At 60.8% G+C, this 15,352-nt stretch carries 13 protein-coding genes and 1 pseudogene; 4 read left to right on the forward strand and 10 right to left on the reverse strand.

Annotated elements, in window-relative coordinates; translation table 11 throughout:
• Window positions 1–47 precede the first annotated feature (47 nt).
• Complete coding sequence (dapD, locus tag DDF78_RS06785) at window positions 48–1,037, forward strand: 2,3,4,5-tetrahydropyridine-2,6-dicarboxylate N-succinyltransferase (protein ID WP_152580977.1); 990 nt, start codon at window positions 48–50, stop codon at window positions 1,035–1,037.
• A 211-nt stretch (window positions 1,038–1,248) separates the two neighbouring features.
• Here the strand turns inward: dapD and DDF78_RS06790 are convergent, their stop codons facing one another.
• On the reverse strand, window positions 1,249–1,755 hold the full coding sequence (locus DDF78_RS06790) for an HXXEE domain-containing protein (protein WP_152580978.1): 507 nt from the start codon (window positions 1,753–1,755) through the stop codon (window positions 1,249–1,251).
• 259 nt (window positions 1,756–2,014) lie between these two features.
• Between DDF78_RS06790 and DDF78_RS06795 the strand changes: the two genes are divergently transcribed.
• Both DDF78_RS06795 and DDF78_RS06800 read left to right on the forward strand, forming a co-directional pair.
• Window positions 2,015–2,266 carry a type II toxin-antitoxin system RelB/DinJ family antitoxin gene (locus DDF78_RS06795; RefSeq protein WP_152580979.1) on the forward strand — a complete coding sequence of 84 codons (252 nt, stop codon included), beginning with the start codon at window positions 2,015–2,017 and terminating at the stop codon, window positions 2,264–2,266.
• Window positions 2,259–2,540, forward strand: a complete 282-nt coding sequence (locus DDF78_RS06800; protein WP_272869823.1) for a type II toxin-antitoxin system RelE/ParE family toxin — start codon at window positions 2,259–2,261, stop codon at window positions 2,538–2,540. The genes DDF78_RS06795 and DDF78_RS06800 overlap by 8 nt, the downstream gene beginning before the upstream one ends.
• Here the strand turns inward: DDF78_RS06800 and DDF78_RS06805 are convergent, their stop codons facing one another.
• The 4 genes and pseudogenes from DDF78_RS06805 to DDF78_RS06820 all read right to left on the reverse strand — a co-directional run.
• Entirely contained in the window at window positions 2,541–2,894 is a 354-nt protein-coding gene (locus DDF78_RS06805; RefSeq protein ID WP_162000740.1) for a CPBP family glutamic-type intramembrane protease, read from the reverse strand.
• A gap of 27 nt (window positions 2,895–2,921) precedes the next feature.
• A complete protein-coding gene (locus tag DDF78_RS06810; RefSeq protein ID WP_152580981.1) occupies window positions 2,922–4,214 on the reverse strand; it encodes a citrate synthase in 1,293 nt (430 codons plus the stop codon).
• A 321-nt stretch (window positions 4,215–4,535) separates the two neighbouring features.
• The gene (gene map, locus DDF78_RS06815) at window positions 4,536–5,312 is read right to left on the reverse strand and encodes a type I methionyl aminopeptidase (RefSeq protein ID WP_152580982.1); all 777 of its coding nucleotides are present in this window, start codon (window positions 5,310–5,312) and stop codon (window positions 4,536–4,538) included.
• Between the two features lie 108 nt (window positions 5,313–5,420).
• Window positions 5,421–6,002, reverse strand: a pseudogene (locus DDF78_RS06820) (HdeD family acid-resistance protein); the annotation flags it as partial.
• Between the two features lie 223 nt (window positions 6,003–6,225).
• On the opposite strand from DDF78_RS06820, the gene DDF78_RS06825 reads away from it, so the two are divergent.
• Window positions 6,226–8,304, forward strand: a complete 2,079-nt coding sequence (locus DDF78_RS06825; protein ID WP_152580984.1) for a M13 family metallopeptidase — start codon at window positions 6,226–6,228, stop codon at window positions 8,302–8,304.
• A gap of 10 nt (window positions 8,305–8,314) precedes the next feature.
• Here DDF78_RS06825 and DDF78_RS06830 read toward each other — a convergent pair whose 3' ends face one another.
• From DDF78_RS06830 to DDF78_RS06855, 5 genes are all read right to left on the reverse strand, one after another.
• On the reverse strand, window positions 8,315–8,920 hold the full coding sequence (locus tag DDF78_RS06830; protein WP_162000742.1) for a single-stranded DNA-binding protein: 606 nt from the start codon (window positions 8,918–8,920) through the stop codon (window positions 8,315–8,317).
• 360 nt (window positions 8,921–9,280) lie between these two features.
• Window positions 9,281–10,129, reverse strand: coding sequence for a 3-hydroxyacyl-CoA dehydrogenase (locus DDF78_RS06835; protein ID WP_152580986.1), 849 nt, complete (start codon window positions 10,127–10,129; stop codon window positions 9,281–9,283).
• A gap of 312 nt (window positions 10,130–10,441) precedes the next feature.
• Window positions 10,442–12,256, reverse strand: coding sequence for a proline--tRNA ligase (locus DDF78_RS06845; RefSeq protein WP_162000743.1), 1,815 nt, complete (start codon window positions 12,254–12,256; stop codon window positions 10,442–10,444).
• 124 nt (window positions 12,257–12,380) lie between these two features.
• Window positions 12,381–13,409, reverse strand: a complete 1,029-nt coding sequence (locus DDF78_RS06850) for a universal stress protein (protein WP_152580988.1) — start codon at window positions 13,407–13,409, stop codon at window positions 12,381–12,383.
• A gap of 232 nt (window positions 13,410–13,641) precedes the next feature.
• Window positions 13,642–15,081: an amidohydrolase gene (locus DDF78_RS06855; RefSeq protein ID WP_152580989.1), complete on the reverse strand. Its 1,440-nt coding sequence runs from the start codon at window positions 15,079–15,081 to the stop codon at window positions 13,642–13,644.
• Window positions 15,082–15,352: the final 271 nt, after the last annotated feature.

Raw genomic sequence — 15,352 nt, forward strand, 5'->3', positions numbered from 1 at the left:
CGAACCGGTATAACGAAATGCACATATGTATATGTAAAGGAGCACACATGAGCGACGAACGCACTGCATGGGGCTGGGGACTTGCCTCGATTGACGAATCCGGAGCCACGCTGGACACTTGGTATCCCGAGCTGCACTTGGGAGACGCACCGAGCGAGTCCGCGCGGCCGAAGCACGGATTCGATGGGGTATCGCACGAGGATCCGGACGCGCGAGGCGTTAAGCGCATCCCGGTGTTCACGGTTTCGCAGCTCGATGGCGACATTGTCGATGCGGCCGATGCCTACCTGCGCCTGCACCTGCTGAGCATGCGCTTGGCCAAGCCGAACACGCTGAATCTGGATGGCATCTTCGCCAAGCTCACCAATGTGGTGTGGACGAATTACGGGCCATTCGCCGTCGAAAACTTCGCCCAGCGCAAGCTCGACGTGGAAGCAGCGGCAATGCGCACCAACCCGGGTGTGCCGCACGCAGCCGTCAACGTGCTCTCGATCGACAAGTTCCCGCGCATGGTCGATTACGTCGTGCCCACCGGCGTGCGTATCGGCGACGCCGACCGCGTGCGGCTGGGTGCGTACCTGTCCGAAGGCACCACGGTGATGCACGCTGGCTTCGTGAACTACAACGCCGGCACGCTGGGTACTTCGATGGTCGAGGGCCGCATCTCGCAGGGCGTCGTCGTGGGCGACGGCTCCGATATCGGCGGCGGTGCCTCTACCATGGGCACGCTGTCGGGCGGCGGCAAGCTGCGCAACTCAATCGGCGAGCATAGCCTAGTCGGCGCGAACGCCGGCATCGGCATCTCGCTGGGCGACAACTGCGTGGTGGAGGCTGGGCTCTACGTGACCGCCGGCACCAAGATCACCGTCGTCGACAAGACCAAAAAGGCCGCCGGAGAACCCTTCGACGTGGTCAAGGGCGCGGACTTGTCCGGCAAGGACAATCTGCTGTTCATCCGCAATTCGATCACCGGCGGCATCGAAGCCCGCCAGCGCAAAACCGGCATCGAGCTCAACGCCGCCCTGCACAAGAACTAGGCCCAGAACCGGCAACCAAGGTCTTATGCGTCTCACGCCAATCTCCCACGACCCCCAGCGTCCGTTGTGTAGCGTTGCCCGAAGACTAGCGCTACACAACGGACGCTGGGCACTGCTGAGCGGCAGGATTGTAGCGACAGGCATGAGTCAGCGCTACATAACGGACGCAAACAGTGACCTGCCGCGCCCACTGCGCCCATTGCACTGTTACTTATCCGCGCACGATGCGTTCGATGGCTCCAGCGTATCGGTGCAGCAGTTGCAGATTCGCACCTGCGACAGCTGTTACCACAACAGTCCAGATAATGGCGGGAACCATGTCAAGAGCGTGGGCCGTAACGACTATCACTCCAATATTGATGGGAAGCGTGACCGCGGCGGTGACGCTGCCCGGATTCCATGAATGCGAGCGCAGCGCGAACCCAAGATGTCCCAGCAGATGCAGCGAATTCGCGAATGTCACCGCAAACACCACTGGCGCAAAGGATACGAGGCCTGCGCAGAACATCGCGACGCCATACAGCACGATTTCCTCCGCTATGCAGGCAGACAGCGCAGGAGTCGAAGGGTAATACTCCCTGTTCCTGATCCAATAGTCCCGCGCATACCGTTTATCGCTGGCATGCCTCTCGATCCAAGGCCTGCAGCGGATGATCTCCTCGAACTCATGAATCACAAACAACGCGAATGACGCATATGCCAACGTCATGATGCTCATCGTTGCCGCCCTTCCCTGGTACGCCGCGCCGTCGCGCGTCTACGATGCCGAATATACCCCATATGCCAGCTAGAACCATGGTGCGCATTCAAGGGCATCTCATCCGATGATTGTTTGGGCGAATATCTTCTGCTCGGTCACAAGGCGCAATGCTCGATCGAAGATTGGCGGCGAGCTCAACGAATTGTTGAGCACCGATACATTGTTATACAATATGAATACATCCGTCATACGAATAGCTGAAAGGAGGTGAATAACTATGGCTAGTGCAACCATCGCCGTCCGCACTGATCCGGACACCAAACGCCAGGCTCAGAAAATCTTCAAAGATATGGGGCTCGACATGAGCACCGCCGTCAACATGTTCCTGCATCAAACCGTTCATGAGCACCGGCTGCCGTTCCATCCCGGGCTCACTCAGTTCGAACAGGCCGTGCTCGAAGCCGACAGCGGGCCAAAACGCCAATTCGACAACGTTGATGAGCTTATGAAAGAGCTTCGCAGTGCTTGAACACATTGAGCGATCAAGTTCATTTCTGCGACAGGTGAAGAGGCTGCGAAGCAAGCACTACAATCTCGACCTCTTGGAAGCGGCAATACAGCACCTTATGTCGACTGACAGGAACATGCTCATCACCCATTACCGCGATCATGCTCTCACTGGAAACCTTCAAGGATATCGTGAACTGCATATCGACAGCGATTGGCTGCTCGTGTATCGCATCGAGAACAACACGCTTACGTTGGTGCTCGTTGCCACAGGAAGCCACGACGAACTGCTGTGACTATCGACTCCATTGTTTTCGACCGGGTATCTGATGGGTCAGCACAAGAACCACAGCAATCGCGGCCATGACGACCCACGCCACCCAGCCGAGCGGACCCACTACAGCTGGGTCCGAAGGAGCACCGGCAGCCGAGAACAACAGGAACGCCGCGCCCGCCGCATTGAACGCACCGTGCGCGACAACAGAGGGCCAGATATTGACTGAGCGGATGCGGAGCCATCCGACGAGCACGCCATAGGCAATGCAGCCAATCACCATCAGCAGCAATCCGACGAAATTCGGACGGTTGAAGTTATAGCCGAGCAGGGCAATCGGAGCATGCCACAGCGCCCAGCGACCCCTTCGTGCCAATAAGCATGAGATAGCGCTGTAAAGGAGCTACCGCTCCTCCATCGGGACGTAGTCACGCTTGGCTTCGCCGGTATAGACCTGGCGGGGGCGGCCGATCTTGGCGTCGGGGTCGGCGAGCATCTCACGGTACTGCGCAATCCAGCCGGGGATGCGGCCCAAGGCGAACAGCGTGGTGAACATGGCCGGATCGAAGCCGATGGCGCGGTAGATCAGGCCCGTGTAGAAATCGACGTTCGGGTACAGATGCCGGGAGACGAAGTACTCGTCGCTGAGCGCGATACGCTCAAGCTCGGTTGCCACGTCGAAGAGCGCACGCTCCTCCAGGGAGAGCTTGAGCGTGTCCTCGCGTTCAAGCAGCTGTTCAAGATACTGCCGTGCAATCGCAGCCCTGGGATCGTAGGATTTGTAGACGCGGTGCCCAAGTCCGGAGATGCGCCGCCCCTCGCTTTTAGCCTTGTCTACGAATTCCTTGACGCTCAGGCCGCTGTCGCGAATGGCTTTGAGCTGGCGCAGCACGGCCTCGTTCGCCCCGCCATGCAACGGTCCGGAGAGCGCGTTGATGCCTGCGGCGATGGAGGAATACAGATTCGCATGAGCGCTGCCCGCGATGCGCACCACCGAAGTGGAGCAGTTCTGTTCATGATCAGCGTGGATGATAAGCAGCCGGCCCAGCGCGTGCACGTAGAGCGGGTCCGATTCGAACGGTTCGTAGGGCACAGCGAAGCACATGCGCAGGAAGTCGTCGACGTAGCCGCGCGCATAATCCGGATAGAGCATCGGCTCATCGCGCCGGCGGCGGAAGATGTAGCTCACGATGGTGCGCACCTTGGCCATGATGATGGTCGCAGCCTCGTCCAGCTGGTCGGAATCGTTGGGATCCGTAGTATCCGGGTAGAAGGTCGCCAGCGCGTTGACCGCCGAGGCGAGCACGCTCATCGGGTGAGCAGCGCGCGGGAAGGACCCCAGGAAGGTGCGGAAGTCCTCCCCCACCATCGTGCGATGATTCACGTCAGAGCTGAAATTGTCGTACTGTTCCTTCGTCGGCAATTCGCCGAAACGCAGCAGCCACGCGACCTCCAAGAAGTCTGATTGGTCGCACAACTGCTCGATCGGATACCCACGGTAGCGCAGCACTGAATTGTTGCCGTCGATGTAGGTGATCTTCGATTCGCATTGCGCGGTGGTGAGGAAACCAGGGTCAAGCGTCACCCAGCCGTCGTTGCGCAGACTGGAAACCACGATGCCATCCGGGCCGGCTGTGGCCTTGACTACTGGCAGCTTGAATTTATTCGTGTCGATATCCAATTCGGCTGTGGCCATCGGCGCTCCCCTTTCGGATCAGTCCGGCTGCTCGCAGCGACATGGGGCGCGCAATTGGCGTGTCCCGGCAGCTGGCGCAACACCGTCAGCCCGTCGGATGGCGAGACCCGTGCATACGGGTACCGGGAAAGTCATACTATCAGACCAACATGCGCAATTCGGTAAACAATGCCACGGATCATCAGCCGTCATTGGCTGCGAACTGGCGGAATTGCGCGAAAACGTGTAGGCGGGCCGCCGCAACATGCGCGACGACCCGCCTACAGCAGTCTCAAAACTGCCTGACTAGCCTTTATTCAAGGTATTCAACTCTTCAGTCAATCAATCCCGCGTGGTGAGGATAACCGGCCCGTTGTCGGTTATGGCGATTGTGTGCTCGGTGTGTGCGCCGCGCGAGCCATCGGACGAGCGCAGCGTCCAGCCATCCTTAGGATCCTGATAGATCTCGTTGGTGGTCTTGAGGAACCACGGTTCGATGGCGATGACCAGGCCCGAGCGCAGACGGTACCCGTGGTGCGCCTTGCCGTCGTTGGCCACATGCGGATCGCCATGCATGATATGGCCGACGCCGTGACCGCCGAAATCGAGGTTGATCGGGTAGCCTTGCGAGCGTGCGACGTCTCCGATCGCGTTGGAGATATCTCCCAGCCGATTGCCCGGCTGCGCCTGCGCGATGCCAGCCACGAGCGCGTCCTCGGTGCACTTGATCAGCCGCAGATCCTCCGGATCCGCATCCCTGCCGACCACGAAGCTGATGGCCGAATCACCGACCCAGCCGTCCACGCTGATCGCGAGATCAAGTGAGACCAGATCACCGTCTTTGAGGTTGTAATCGTACGGCACCCCGTGCAGCACGGCATCATTCACCGAAATGCAGATGTAATGTGCGAAGGGGCCGGTGCCGAAGTCCGGCGCATAATCCACGTAGCAGGATTCGGCACCCTTGCGGTCGGCGATGCGTTTGGCGACGAGCTCATCAATCTCAAGGAGATTCGTGCCGACTTTCGTCATGGCCTTCAATTCCTTGAGAATGCTGCCGACAAACCGGCCGGCAGGCTTCATCACTTCGATTTCCGCAGGTGTTTTCAGCTCTATCATGCCTTCACCCTACTGCGCGTGCCTAACAACGCCTAACAATAATGTCTCGTTGTTTTCTGCGACGCCGTCAGGCTTCCTGTACCGTCACCGTGCGGCTCGGTTTCGTTCTCAGTTCTTCTTAGCCTTCGCAGACCTGCCGAAGGAGAAGGCGCGGATAACCGCCGAAATGCCCATGACAACCAGTGCAATGCCTGAGAAGAGCATGAGGAAAGCCGTCGAGCTGAAGGGAGAGACCAGCACCACGATACCGGCGATGATCGAAAGCACGGCATACAGCACGCCCCAGCCTGAGCCTGGCGTCCGCCAGGATTCGGCGATGGCCATGATGCCCTCGATCAGCCATCCCAGTCCCACGGTCATCGTCACCAGCACTGCCACAGCCGCTCCTGAAAGCACGGCGTTCTTCAGGATGACCACGCCACCAACGGCCAGCAGCAGGCCGACCAGAATATCCAGCACGCGCCAGCCGCTGGGCAGACCCAGCCCCACGATTGCGCTGACGATGCGGATGACGCCCGATACGACGAAGTAGATGCCCAGCACGACAGCCATTACGGACAGCACTCTGACCGGCCAGAACAGCAGCGCCACGCCGAGGATGACCGCTGCAACGCCGACCACGCCGTACACGCCGCGCACCGCGTTGGTCGCCTCCTTGGAGAGCTGTTCTTCGACGAGCCTAAACGGATTCACGGGCTGCTGCGGAGCATTATTCGAATCAGGGGTTGAGGCATCGGTAAAATCCGACATACCACGCCACCTTTCCTTGTATCATTATTTCCAGATCATCCGCTATTTGCGAACGGGCACTTTGCCTACGTTCACACTATAAGCTTTGGCGCCAATCCTCAAGCAGTTTCAGACCGGCGTTCGCTGACGCAGGATTGTCACCGAACGCCGATAGGGTGAGGTCATGGAAACAGCTATGATCTCAGGCCTCGACCCGGCCTCTTTCTCCTCAGTCATCAAACCCGGCGACGATCTGTTCCGCTACGTTAACGGCCCGTGGATCGACACCTATCGTCTGCCTGACGACCGTTCGCGCTTCGGCTCCTTCGACAAGCTCGCACAGGACGCCGAAGAGCAGATTCGCGACATTCTGGAAGACGACGACTGCCCAGCCGCGAAATCGCAGGCGCTGTACCGTTCCTTCTGCGATACGCAGACCATCGAGCGCAATGGCATCGAGCCGATCAGGGCGGACCTGCAGGCCATTGACGCCGTTGGGAGCAAAGCCGAGCTGACTCATCTGCTTGGCTCGCTCAACCCCGCCGGAGGCCCTGACCTGTTCGGCATCGGCATCTATGGGGATCCAGGCGACCCGGATACGAATATCGTGCATATCGAGCAGTCGGGTCTCGGTCTGCCTGACGAAGCCTACTACCGCGAGGATCGCTACGCGCCCATCCGCGAGCAGTACACCGAGATGGTGTCCAAGCAGCTGCTACTGGCAGGCTACGGCGACAAGCAGGAAACCAAGCAGCAGGCCGCGCGATTCCTGGGCGCCGAAACCCGCATCGCGGCGCAGCATTGGGACAACGTGGCTACGCGCGATTCCGAGAAGACCTACAATCCCACCGATTACGCCGCGTTGTCCACCGCCTTGCAGCATTTCGACATTGACGCATGGGCTCAGGCGTGGCAGGAGACCTACGCTGCGACAGCCGCCGCTCGCAGCCTGCATGTGGATATGACGGCCGCCTTGCAGCACACGATCGTGCATGAGCCCAGCTTCCTGACTGGACTCGATGAGTTCTGGAATTCCGCTGATCTTGAGGACTTGAAGCTCTGGACACGCGTGCATACGCTGACCGGTTGGGCCGGCATGCTCAGCCATGACTTCGACCAGACCAACTTCGACTTCTACGGCAAGGTGCTCTCGGGCACCACGCAGCAGCGTGACCGCTGGAAGCGCGGCGTCTCCCTCGTCAATGGCATCTGCGGCGAGGATGTCGGCCGCGAATACGTCAAACGCCACTTCCCGGAGAGCTCCAAGGAACGCATGGAGCAGCTCGTCGGCAACCTCATCGAAGCCTACCGTGTCTCGATCTCGAACAGCGCATGGTTAGGCGAAGCCACCAAAGGCAAGGCACTTGAGAAGCTCGCGAAGTTCACGCCGAAGATCGGCTACACGCAGCACTGGCGCGACTACAGCGCCTTGGACGTACGCGACGACGCGGGGCTCATTGACAATATACGCGCCGCTTCGATCTACGAATCCGGATTCCAGCTGTCCAAGGCCGGCAAGCCGGTCGACAAGGACGAGTGGCTGATGAACCCGCAGACGGTGAATGCCTACTATGAGCCTTCGCTCAACGTCATCGTCTTCCCCGCCGCCATTCTGCAGCCTCCGTTCTTCGATCCGCAGGCTGAGGACGCCGTGAACTACGGCGGCATCGGCACCGTCATCGGCCACGAGATCGGCCACGGCTTCGACGACCAGGGCAGCAAGTACGACGGCGACGGCAAACTCAACGACTGGTGGACCGTGGAGGACCGCAAGAACTTCGAGACCTTGACTTCCAAGCTGATCGAGCAGTACAACGCCTTTGTGCCCAGTCAGCTGGCCGCCAAATATGCGGATGAACCCGGCAAGGCACCGCATGTCAATGGCGCGCTGACCATCGGCGAGAACATCGGCGACCTGAGCGGCGTGAATATCGCGCTCAAAGCCTATGCCTTCGCACTCGATGAGGCCGCCGGGCGGGACAACGACGGCTCGCAGGCCGCCATCGAGCGCACGCTCGAACAGGCTCCGAGCATTGACGGGTTCACCGGCCTGCAGCGCTTCTTCCTCGGTTATGCGTCCGTCTGGCGCTCGACGCAGCGCGACGAGCTCGCCGAGCAGTACTTGCAGATCGACCCGCACTCCCCTGCCGAGTGCCGCACGAATGGCATCACGCGCAACGTCGACCTGTTCTATACGGCCTTCGGCGTGGGCCCCGAAAACCGTATGTGGCTCGACCCGGAGCAGCGCGTACACATCTGGTGACTGACTCGCCTCAGAATTCAGGGTCGGCGAACTCCTCGGCATTGCGGGGTTCGCCGGCCTCGGCGTTTTCGCCGTCATATTCCTGCCCGCTGTCCTGCCCTTCGCCCTGCTGATTCGCAGGAGGTCCCGCCGACAACGCTGATGGCTCCGCAGACTGCCCAGCCGACCCAGACTGCCCAGCCGACTCTGCTGACTGTCCGGATGGCGTCTCCGCTGACTGTCCGGATAACGGTCCAGACGGCTGTCCGCGTTGTGCGTTCTGCCGTTGGAACGAGCCGACGCCACGGCTCAGATCGTGCCCTACTGCACTGGCTTCGATGACGATGCGGCTGCGATTGCCGCCATCCTGCTGCCATTCCTCGGTGTTCAGCAGTCCGGAGACGATAACCGGATCCCCCTTGCGCACCGAGGCAAGAACGTTCACTGCGAGCGTGCGAAACGCTTTTACCGTCAGCCAGGTCGTGGGCTGGTCTTTCCACTCCCCGCTCGCGGCGTGGAAATAGCTGCGCGTCGAGCCAACACGGAACGAGCATCCGCCAGTCTTCCCTTCCCGGCCAAAGCCGATCGGGTTTGCGCCTACGAAGCCGGTTATCGTGATTATTCCCTGCTGTGCCATGACTCCTCCATTCGTCGTCGAATACAATCGCCCGGACTGCAGCTCTTGCGCTGCAGTCGTTGGACCGCAGGAAGCACGGCGAGGGATGCCGTCGTACAGGGAACATATAAGGCTGGCTGCGACGCCAGCCGGCATCGGCCTGAGCCGTGCTTCCCGCGGTGACTCCACTATGCAGCTTGGAGGCGAACCACCGCAAGCGAAAACGGGTCATGTGGTCGAAGGCTACGAATCCGGCGTGTTGTGGATACGATGTGGACAATATCGAGTTATCCACACTGCATAGGCGTCGACCACAGCGCAATTACTGAACTGAATTGCACTGCAGCCGACGCCCATTCACAACCTACAGCCCGCTATATCTCACTCATAGTCATAGAAGCCGTGCCCAGAGCCTTTGCCAAGACGGCCCTTGTCGATGTATTCGGCCTTGATCCGCTCAGCGAACTCGCGGCTGACCGGGTCGCTGCTGTCCTTGTTGAGCATGTACGGGGTCATCATGCCGACGACATCGTAGATCTGGAATGGACCGAGCGGAGCCCCGGTCGCGATGCGCCAGGTCTTGTCGATATCCTCGGTCGACGCAACACCGCGCACCCACAAGTCAGCCGCAGCGCCGAGCAATGGCACCAGCAGCGAATTGAGCACATAGCCGGGCTGCTCCTTGCGCACGCGAATCGGCACCATGCCAATCTCCTCGGCGAATTTGGCGACGCTTTCGAAGACCTCCGGATCGGTCTGCGGCTGCGCCATCACCTCGCCGGTGTTGTTCTTCCATATCTCGTTGGCGAAATGCAGGGAGAGGAAACGGTCGGGGCGGTCGGTGAACGGCGCGATCTTGCTGGGCAGCAAGGTCGAGGAATTCGTGCAGAACACCGTCTTGGCCGGAGCGGCTTCGCTCACCTTGCGCCAGGTGCTCTGCTTGATGTCAAGCCGCTCGGGAACCGCCTCGATGACGATGTCGGCGTCCTTGAGCGCATCCTTGAGATCGGAGGTCGCACGGATGCGTGAAACCGCGGCATCAAGCGCCGCGTCGGTGGCATCGGGGAGATCCTGACGATACGCCTTCTTGAGGTATTCCCAGCGCTCAGGCAGTTTGGCGAGGATATCGTCGCTGATATCATATGCCACGACGTCCTTGCCCTTGTACGCCGCTTGGAAAATGATCTGGGAGCCGAGCACGCCCGTGCCCAGCACAGTAACTTGTTGCATCGTTGCCTTCTTTCAAGTCCTGATTAAGGGGCCATATTTATTGTATGCTGGCACCGCCTCCTTGGGATGTAGACACGACTTTATGCTTTGTGACAAACCTCACGCTCTGCGCCACGTCCTGCGCCACGCCCTGCGCCACGCCCTGCGCCACGCCCTGCGCCACGCCCTGCGCCCAGGAATGCTCTTGACAGCATCGTACGCACGATAACGCGCAACGGGCGACGCCAATGCATGGCGTCGCCCGTATCTCTCGCGCTGCAATCCTTGCAGCATTATTCCATCAGCAGTTGTCGCAGACCAGCTGCACCAGCGTCATTGCAGCGCAGCAACCCGCTGTGCCAGCACGTCGGCAGCCTGCGCGACCGGCACGGCCACCGAATCGGAGCCGTCGCGGTTGCGGATTTCAATGGTCCCGTTGTTCACGGTGTCACGGCCGGCAACGGCTACCAGCGGCACGCCGATCAGCTCGGCATCCTTGAATTTGACGCCAGGCGAGACCTTGAGGCGGTCGTCGTACAGCACTTCGATGCCGCGCGATTCCAGCTCGGCGACCAGCTGCTCAGCGGCCTCGAATGCCTCTTGGTTCTTGCCGGTGGCCATGATATGCACCTGCGCAGGCGCGATGTTGACGGGCCAAGCCAGGCCCTTGTCGTCATGATGCGCTTCGGCGATGCAGGCGAGCACGCGGGAGACGCCGACGCCGTAGCAGCCCATCCACACCGGCACGGCCTTGCCATTCTGGTCAAGCACCTTCAGACCGAGCGCGTTGGAATACTTGAGCCCGAGCTGGAAGACCTGCCCGATCTCCACGCCGCGTTCCAGGCTCAGCGGACCCGAGCCGTCCGGGCTCAGATCGCCGGGGCGCACCTCGACGGCCTCGACAACGCCATCCGCCTCGAAATCGCGCCCGTAGACCAAATCGTAATAGTCGATCTCGTTCTCATCGGCACCGGTGAACCATACGGAGCCCTTGGCCACATGCGCATCGATCAGATACCGCACCGGATGCTCGATGCCGGCGGCCTTGGCCTGCGGTCCCAGCACCATCGGCCCGATATAGCCCGGAACGAGCTCAGCATGCGCCTTGAGATCGGCTTCGTTGGCCTCCTCGATTTCGGCGGGCGCGAACTGGGCTTCAAGACGCTTCATATCAACCTGACGGTCGCCGGGGACGCCGATAGCCACCACCTCGCGCCACGGCTTGTCGTCCTCGCCGCCATCAGGGTGCTTGACCGCGATGACGACGTTCTTAAGAATGTCCGTAGCGGCCCAAGCGCGGCCGTCAGCACGCGGATAGCGCGCATCAGCAAGCGCGATCATGCCGTCGATGGTTTTGGCATCGGGCGTGGCGCGCTTCTCGGCGGCCGGAATCTGCGCGTAGTCGATATCGTCCAGCTTCGGTGTGGTGAGCGCCTCAACGTTCCAAGCCTTGCCCGAAGGAGCAAGCGCGAAGGTGTCCTCGCCGATGGCCAACGGGGCCAGGAACTCTTCGGACTGTGAGCCGCCCATAGGCCCGGACATCGCGCTCACGATCACGTAGTTGACGCCCAGCCGCCGGAAGATGCGCTCGTAGGCGCCACGTTCGTCGTTGTACGCCTTGCGCAGCCCATCCTCGTCGATGGTGAAGGAGTACGCGTCTTTCATGATGAACTCGCGGCCGCGCACCAGGCCTGCGCGAGGGCGGAACTCGTCGCGGTACTTGGTCTGGATCTGGTACAAGGTGACTGGCAGATCCTTGTACGAGGAGTACATGTCCTTGACGAGCAGGGTGAACATTTCCTCGTGGGTGGGAGCCAGCAGGTAGTCGGCCTCGTGGCGGTCCTTGAGCCGGAAGATGTTGTCGCCGTATTCCTCCCAGCGATGCGTCGCCTCGTAGGGCTCGCGCGGCAGCAGCGCCGGGAAGTGCACCTCCTGCGCCCCGATGCCGTTGATCTCCTCGCGCACCACGGCCTCGATCTTGTTCAGGACTTGCAGGCCCAGCGGCAGCCAGGTCCAGATGCCGGGGGCGGCCTTGCGGATATAGCCGGCCCGCTGCAGCAGACGCGCGGAATCAACGTCGGCGTCGGCGGGATCCTCGCGCAAGGTGCGCAGGAACAGAGTTGACATACGGAGTGCTGTGGAATTCATGGCTCAAACCTATTCGTTCAAGAGGACAACGCCTTCAATAGAACAGCGCCTCGTGATGCTGAAGGGCTGGCGCAGCCTGTTATGGTTGCGTCAGCCCCTCAGCATCAGTCGCAGGAATTACCGCCTACTGCGCCGACGAATCGCCGTTCAGCGTCTCGTGCATCGGGTCGATGGCGGACTCGATGGTTTCGGCCGTCGCATCGCCTGCAGCCTGCACCGAGATTTCCTCGACGCCGCTGATTTCGGAGATCTTCTTGGCACGGGCCTCCTGCGCCTCCACGTACTTGCGCGGCACGACATAGACCGGACCCACGGAATGCTGGATCAGCCCCTGGCTTGTCGAGCCCATGATAAGCCCCGTGAAGCCGCCGCGGCCGCGTGAACCCACCACGACGACGTCATGGTCGTAGCTGGCCTTGGTCAGCGCGTTGACAGCCGTATCCGGCACGATGGTCTTGTCGATGTGCAGATCAGGATGGGCCGCCTGCAAGGGCTTGATGTTTTCGCCCAAATCCTCCATATACGAATCCGTGACGCCCTGCTCGCCCTCAAGGCCCTTGATATTGGGCACGGCCTGAATCACGTCAAGCGAAGCATCCCAAGCGCTGGCGAAATCGGCGGCAATCTCCAAGGCCTTGAGACCCCACTTGCTTTCATCGATGCCGACGGCCACCTTGACGATCGTGTTGTTGAGATGCATCACCTTGCCGTCATCGTCGGTGTAGGGCACGACGACGATCGGGCAGTAGGCATATGCCGGCAGCGAGGAGCTGGTGGTGCCCAGCAGACGCTCGGCCAGGCCGCCCTTGCCCCGGTTGCCGATGACAATGAGATTGTAGTTGCGCGACAGTTCGACGAATACCGAAGACGGGTCGCCGGTCACGATCAGCGTCGCAGCCTCGACACCCTGCTCATCCGCGATGGCCTTGGCCTTGGAAAGAATCTCCTGCGCGTCGCTGTGGGCGGCGTTGTCGTCGCCCATCGCCGTATAGGTCGCGTCGAACGATACCGCCGCATAGCTCGGCAGCGAGTACGCGCATACGATCTGCAGGGTCAGCCCCGCATGTTTGGCGTAGTTCGCCGCCCACCATGTGGCCTTGTAGCTGGCATGCGATCCATCGACGCCTACGAGAATGGCTTTTTCGTTGATCATGGCGAACCTCCTTGGAGTAGCGGCCGAAGCTGCTGTGCAACCGGCCTTCTCCCACTAGAATACCGCGCGACGCGTGCGAAGTGCAGAAGCTGGCGTAAACATCGTGTCGAAATCGATCATGCGTAGAGCCGTTGGGCTTCGCGCGCGGATTATCCTGCGCGAAGCCCAGCGGCCCACTGTGTCATCTCAATTAAGATATCGCCATGCACCTCGGCTATTGTCAGAGACTATCTCAGTGGGGCACCACTTCGGGTGGGATCACCGAGGTGTAGGTCGCGCCGTCGAGATCGCGCTCGAAAGCCTCTCGCGCGGCCTTGAGCAGGTCGGGATTCGTCAGCGCGTCGTACGCCGTGAGCGCAATGGTCTTCGCGCCCAGCACCAGGCCTTTGTGCGCCACCGAGGACTTGCCGTTCGCGACCCATTGCCAGGAATGAGGCGACATGCCCTGCGGCTCGAAGCCGACCGCCACGTATGTGGTCGGCGTGCACCAGCTCACGTCGCCCACATCGGTCGAACCCTGCCCTTTGGGGTTGTCGGTGTAGACCAGTGGAAGCTTCTGCAACGCGATACCACTGTTCGCTATTTCGCTGATCTCCGCCGGGCTTTTGTCCGGGAACGCCTCCTTGGCGCGCGCGGCCAGCTTGTCGATCAGGCCGGGCTGAGCGCTGTGGAGCTGGATGTCCTTCTCGAAGGCGAGCTCCTCCGGCGTCAACTGCAGCGGACCGATCAGATCGAGATTCGCGTCCATTGCCTCGCTGAGCGGATGGTTGGGGATGTAGTTCGCGCAGGCCGAATCGAAGTCGATATTGAGCGTGGTGTCGGTCATGAGCGCCGCGCCCTTCGCGATGTTGACCACGCGATCGTAGATCTCCTTGACCTGGTCGAGCCGAGGCGCACGCACGAAGTAGTAGATCTTGGAAGAGGGATGCACGACGTTGGCGGATTCGCCGCCGGCATCGAGGAAGGCGTAGTGGATGCGCGCCTGATCGATGATGTGCTCGCGTAGGAACTGCACGCCGACGTTCATCAGCTCGGCGGCGTCCAGCGCGTCACGGCCCATCTCCGGGGCGGCTGCGGCATGGGCGGCGACGCCGGTGAACTCGAAGTTGGCCTGCATCACGGCCAGACTCGCCGAGCCCACTACCGTCGTGGCGTCCATCGGATGGCAGGTGAATGCGGCGTCCAGATCGTCGAACACGCCGTCACGCGCCATAAAGGCCTTGCCGTAGCCGCTTTCCTCGGCGGGGCAGCCGTACAGCCGCAGCGTGCCCTTGAGCTGCTTCTCCTCCATGAGGGTTTTCAATGCGACCGCAGCGCCCAGCGCCGTAGTGCCCAGCACATTGTGCCCGCAGCCTTGCCCGGCACCTCCCGGAACCAGTGGCTTGCGTTCGCTGTTGCCCGCTTCCTGGCTCAGGTTGCCCAAAGCGTCGTATTCGGCCGTGATGCCAATCACTGGACTGCCGCTGCCCCAAGTGGCAATGAAGGCGTACTCCATGCCGGCTATGCCCTTGCGGATCGAAAACCCTTCCTTCTCCAGCACCTCGTAGTAGGGCTCCACCGAGCGCTTCACAGCGAAGCGGGTCTCCGGGGTATCCCAGATCCGATCCGACGCCGCAATGAATTCGTCTTGCTTGTCGTCGACGATGTCCATGATGCGCTGCTTGTCATCCATAGTCGCATATGCCTTTCTGCTGTTCGCACGCGCTGCCTGTCACCGGCGAATACAAGCCGGCAAGCCCACGTGCAGTGTTCAAACGATTACGGCATGTGATTATGCCAAATGATTGTGTCCAATTGCATCCGGATAGCGAAACTGCGGGTTATAGGAACAAACGTGTTGGTTGTGTTTGGGGTTTGGCTTTGCGTCTGTAGGCGTGTCGGGGTGCTGTTTTTTCGCGGGGAGAATAGGGGGCCTGCCGGGTACTGCTGAGTTGGGTGAGAAC

Origin of the sequence: Bifidobacterium tibiigranuli (assembly GCF_009371885.1) — a bacterium.
In the GTDB taxonomy this organism is placed as follows: Bacteria; Actinomycetota; Actinomycetes; order Actinomycetales; family Bifidobacteriaceae; genus Bifidobacterium; species Bifidobacterium tibiigranuli.

Bases quoted from the DNA above. Each gene is read 5' to 3' on its own strand.
- dapD (WP_152580977.1), top strand. From the start codon at position 48: ATGAGCGACGAACGCACTGCATGGGGCTGGGGACTTGCCTCGATTGAC.
- DDF78_RS06790 (WP_152580978.1), bottom strand. From the start codon at position 1,755: ATGAGCATCATGACGTTGGCATATGCGTCATTCGCGTTGTTTGTGATT.
- DDF78_RS06795 (WP_152580979.1), top strand. From the start codon at position 2,015: ATGGCTAGTGCAACCATCGCCGTCCGCACTGATCCGGACACCAAACGC.
- DDF78_RS06810 (WP_152580981.1), bottom strand. From the start codon at position 4,214: ATGGCCACAGCCGAATTGGATATCGACACGAATAAATTCAAGCTGCCA.
- map (WP_152580982.1), bottom strand. From the start codon at position 5,312: ATGATAGAGCTGAAAACACCTGCGGAAATCGAAGTGATGAAGCCTGCC.
- DDF78_RS06825 (WP_152580984.1), top strand. From the start codon at position 6,226: ATGGAAACAGCTATGATCTCAGGCCTCGACCCGGCCTCTTTCTCCTCA.
- DDF78_RS06830 (WP_162000742.1), bottom strand. From the start codon at position 8,920: ATGGCACAGCAGGGAATAATCACGATAACCGGCTTCGTAGGCGCAAAC.
- DDF78_RS06835 (WP_152580986.1), bottom strand. From the start codon at position 10,129: ATGCAACAAGTTACTGTGCTGGGCACGGGCGTGCTCGGCTCCCAGATC.
- DDF78_RS06845 (WP_162000743.1), bottom strand. From the start codon at position 12,256: ATGAATTCCACAGCACTCCGTATGTCAACTCTGTTCCTGCGCACCTTG.
- DDF78_RS06850 (WP_152580988.1), bottom strand. From the start codon at position 13,409: ATGATCAACGAAAAAGCCATTCTCGTAGGCGTCGATGGATCGCATGCC.
- DDF78_RS06855 (WP_152580989.1), bottom strand. From the start codon at position 15,081: ATGGATGACAAGCAGCGCATCATGGACATCGTCGACGACAAGCAAGAC.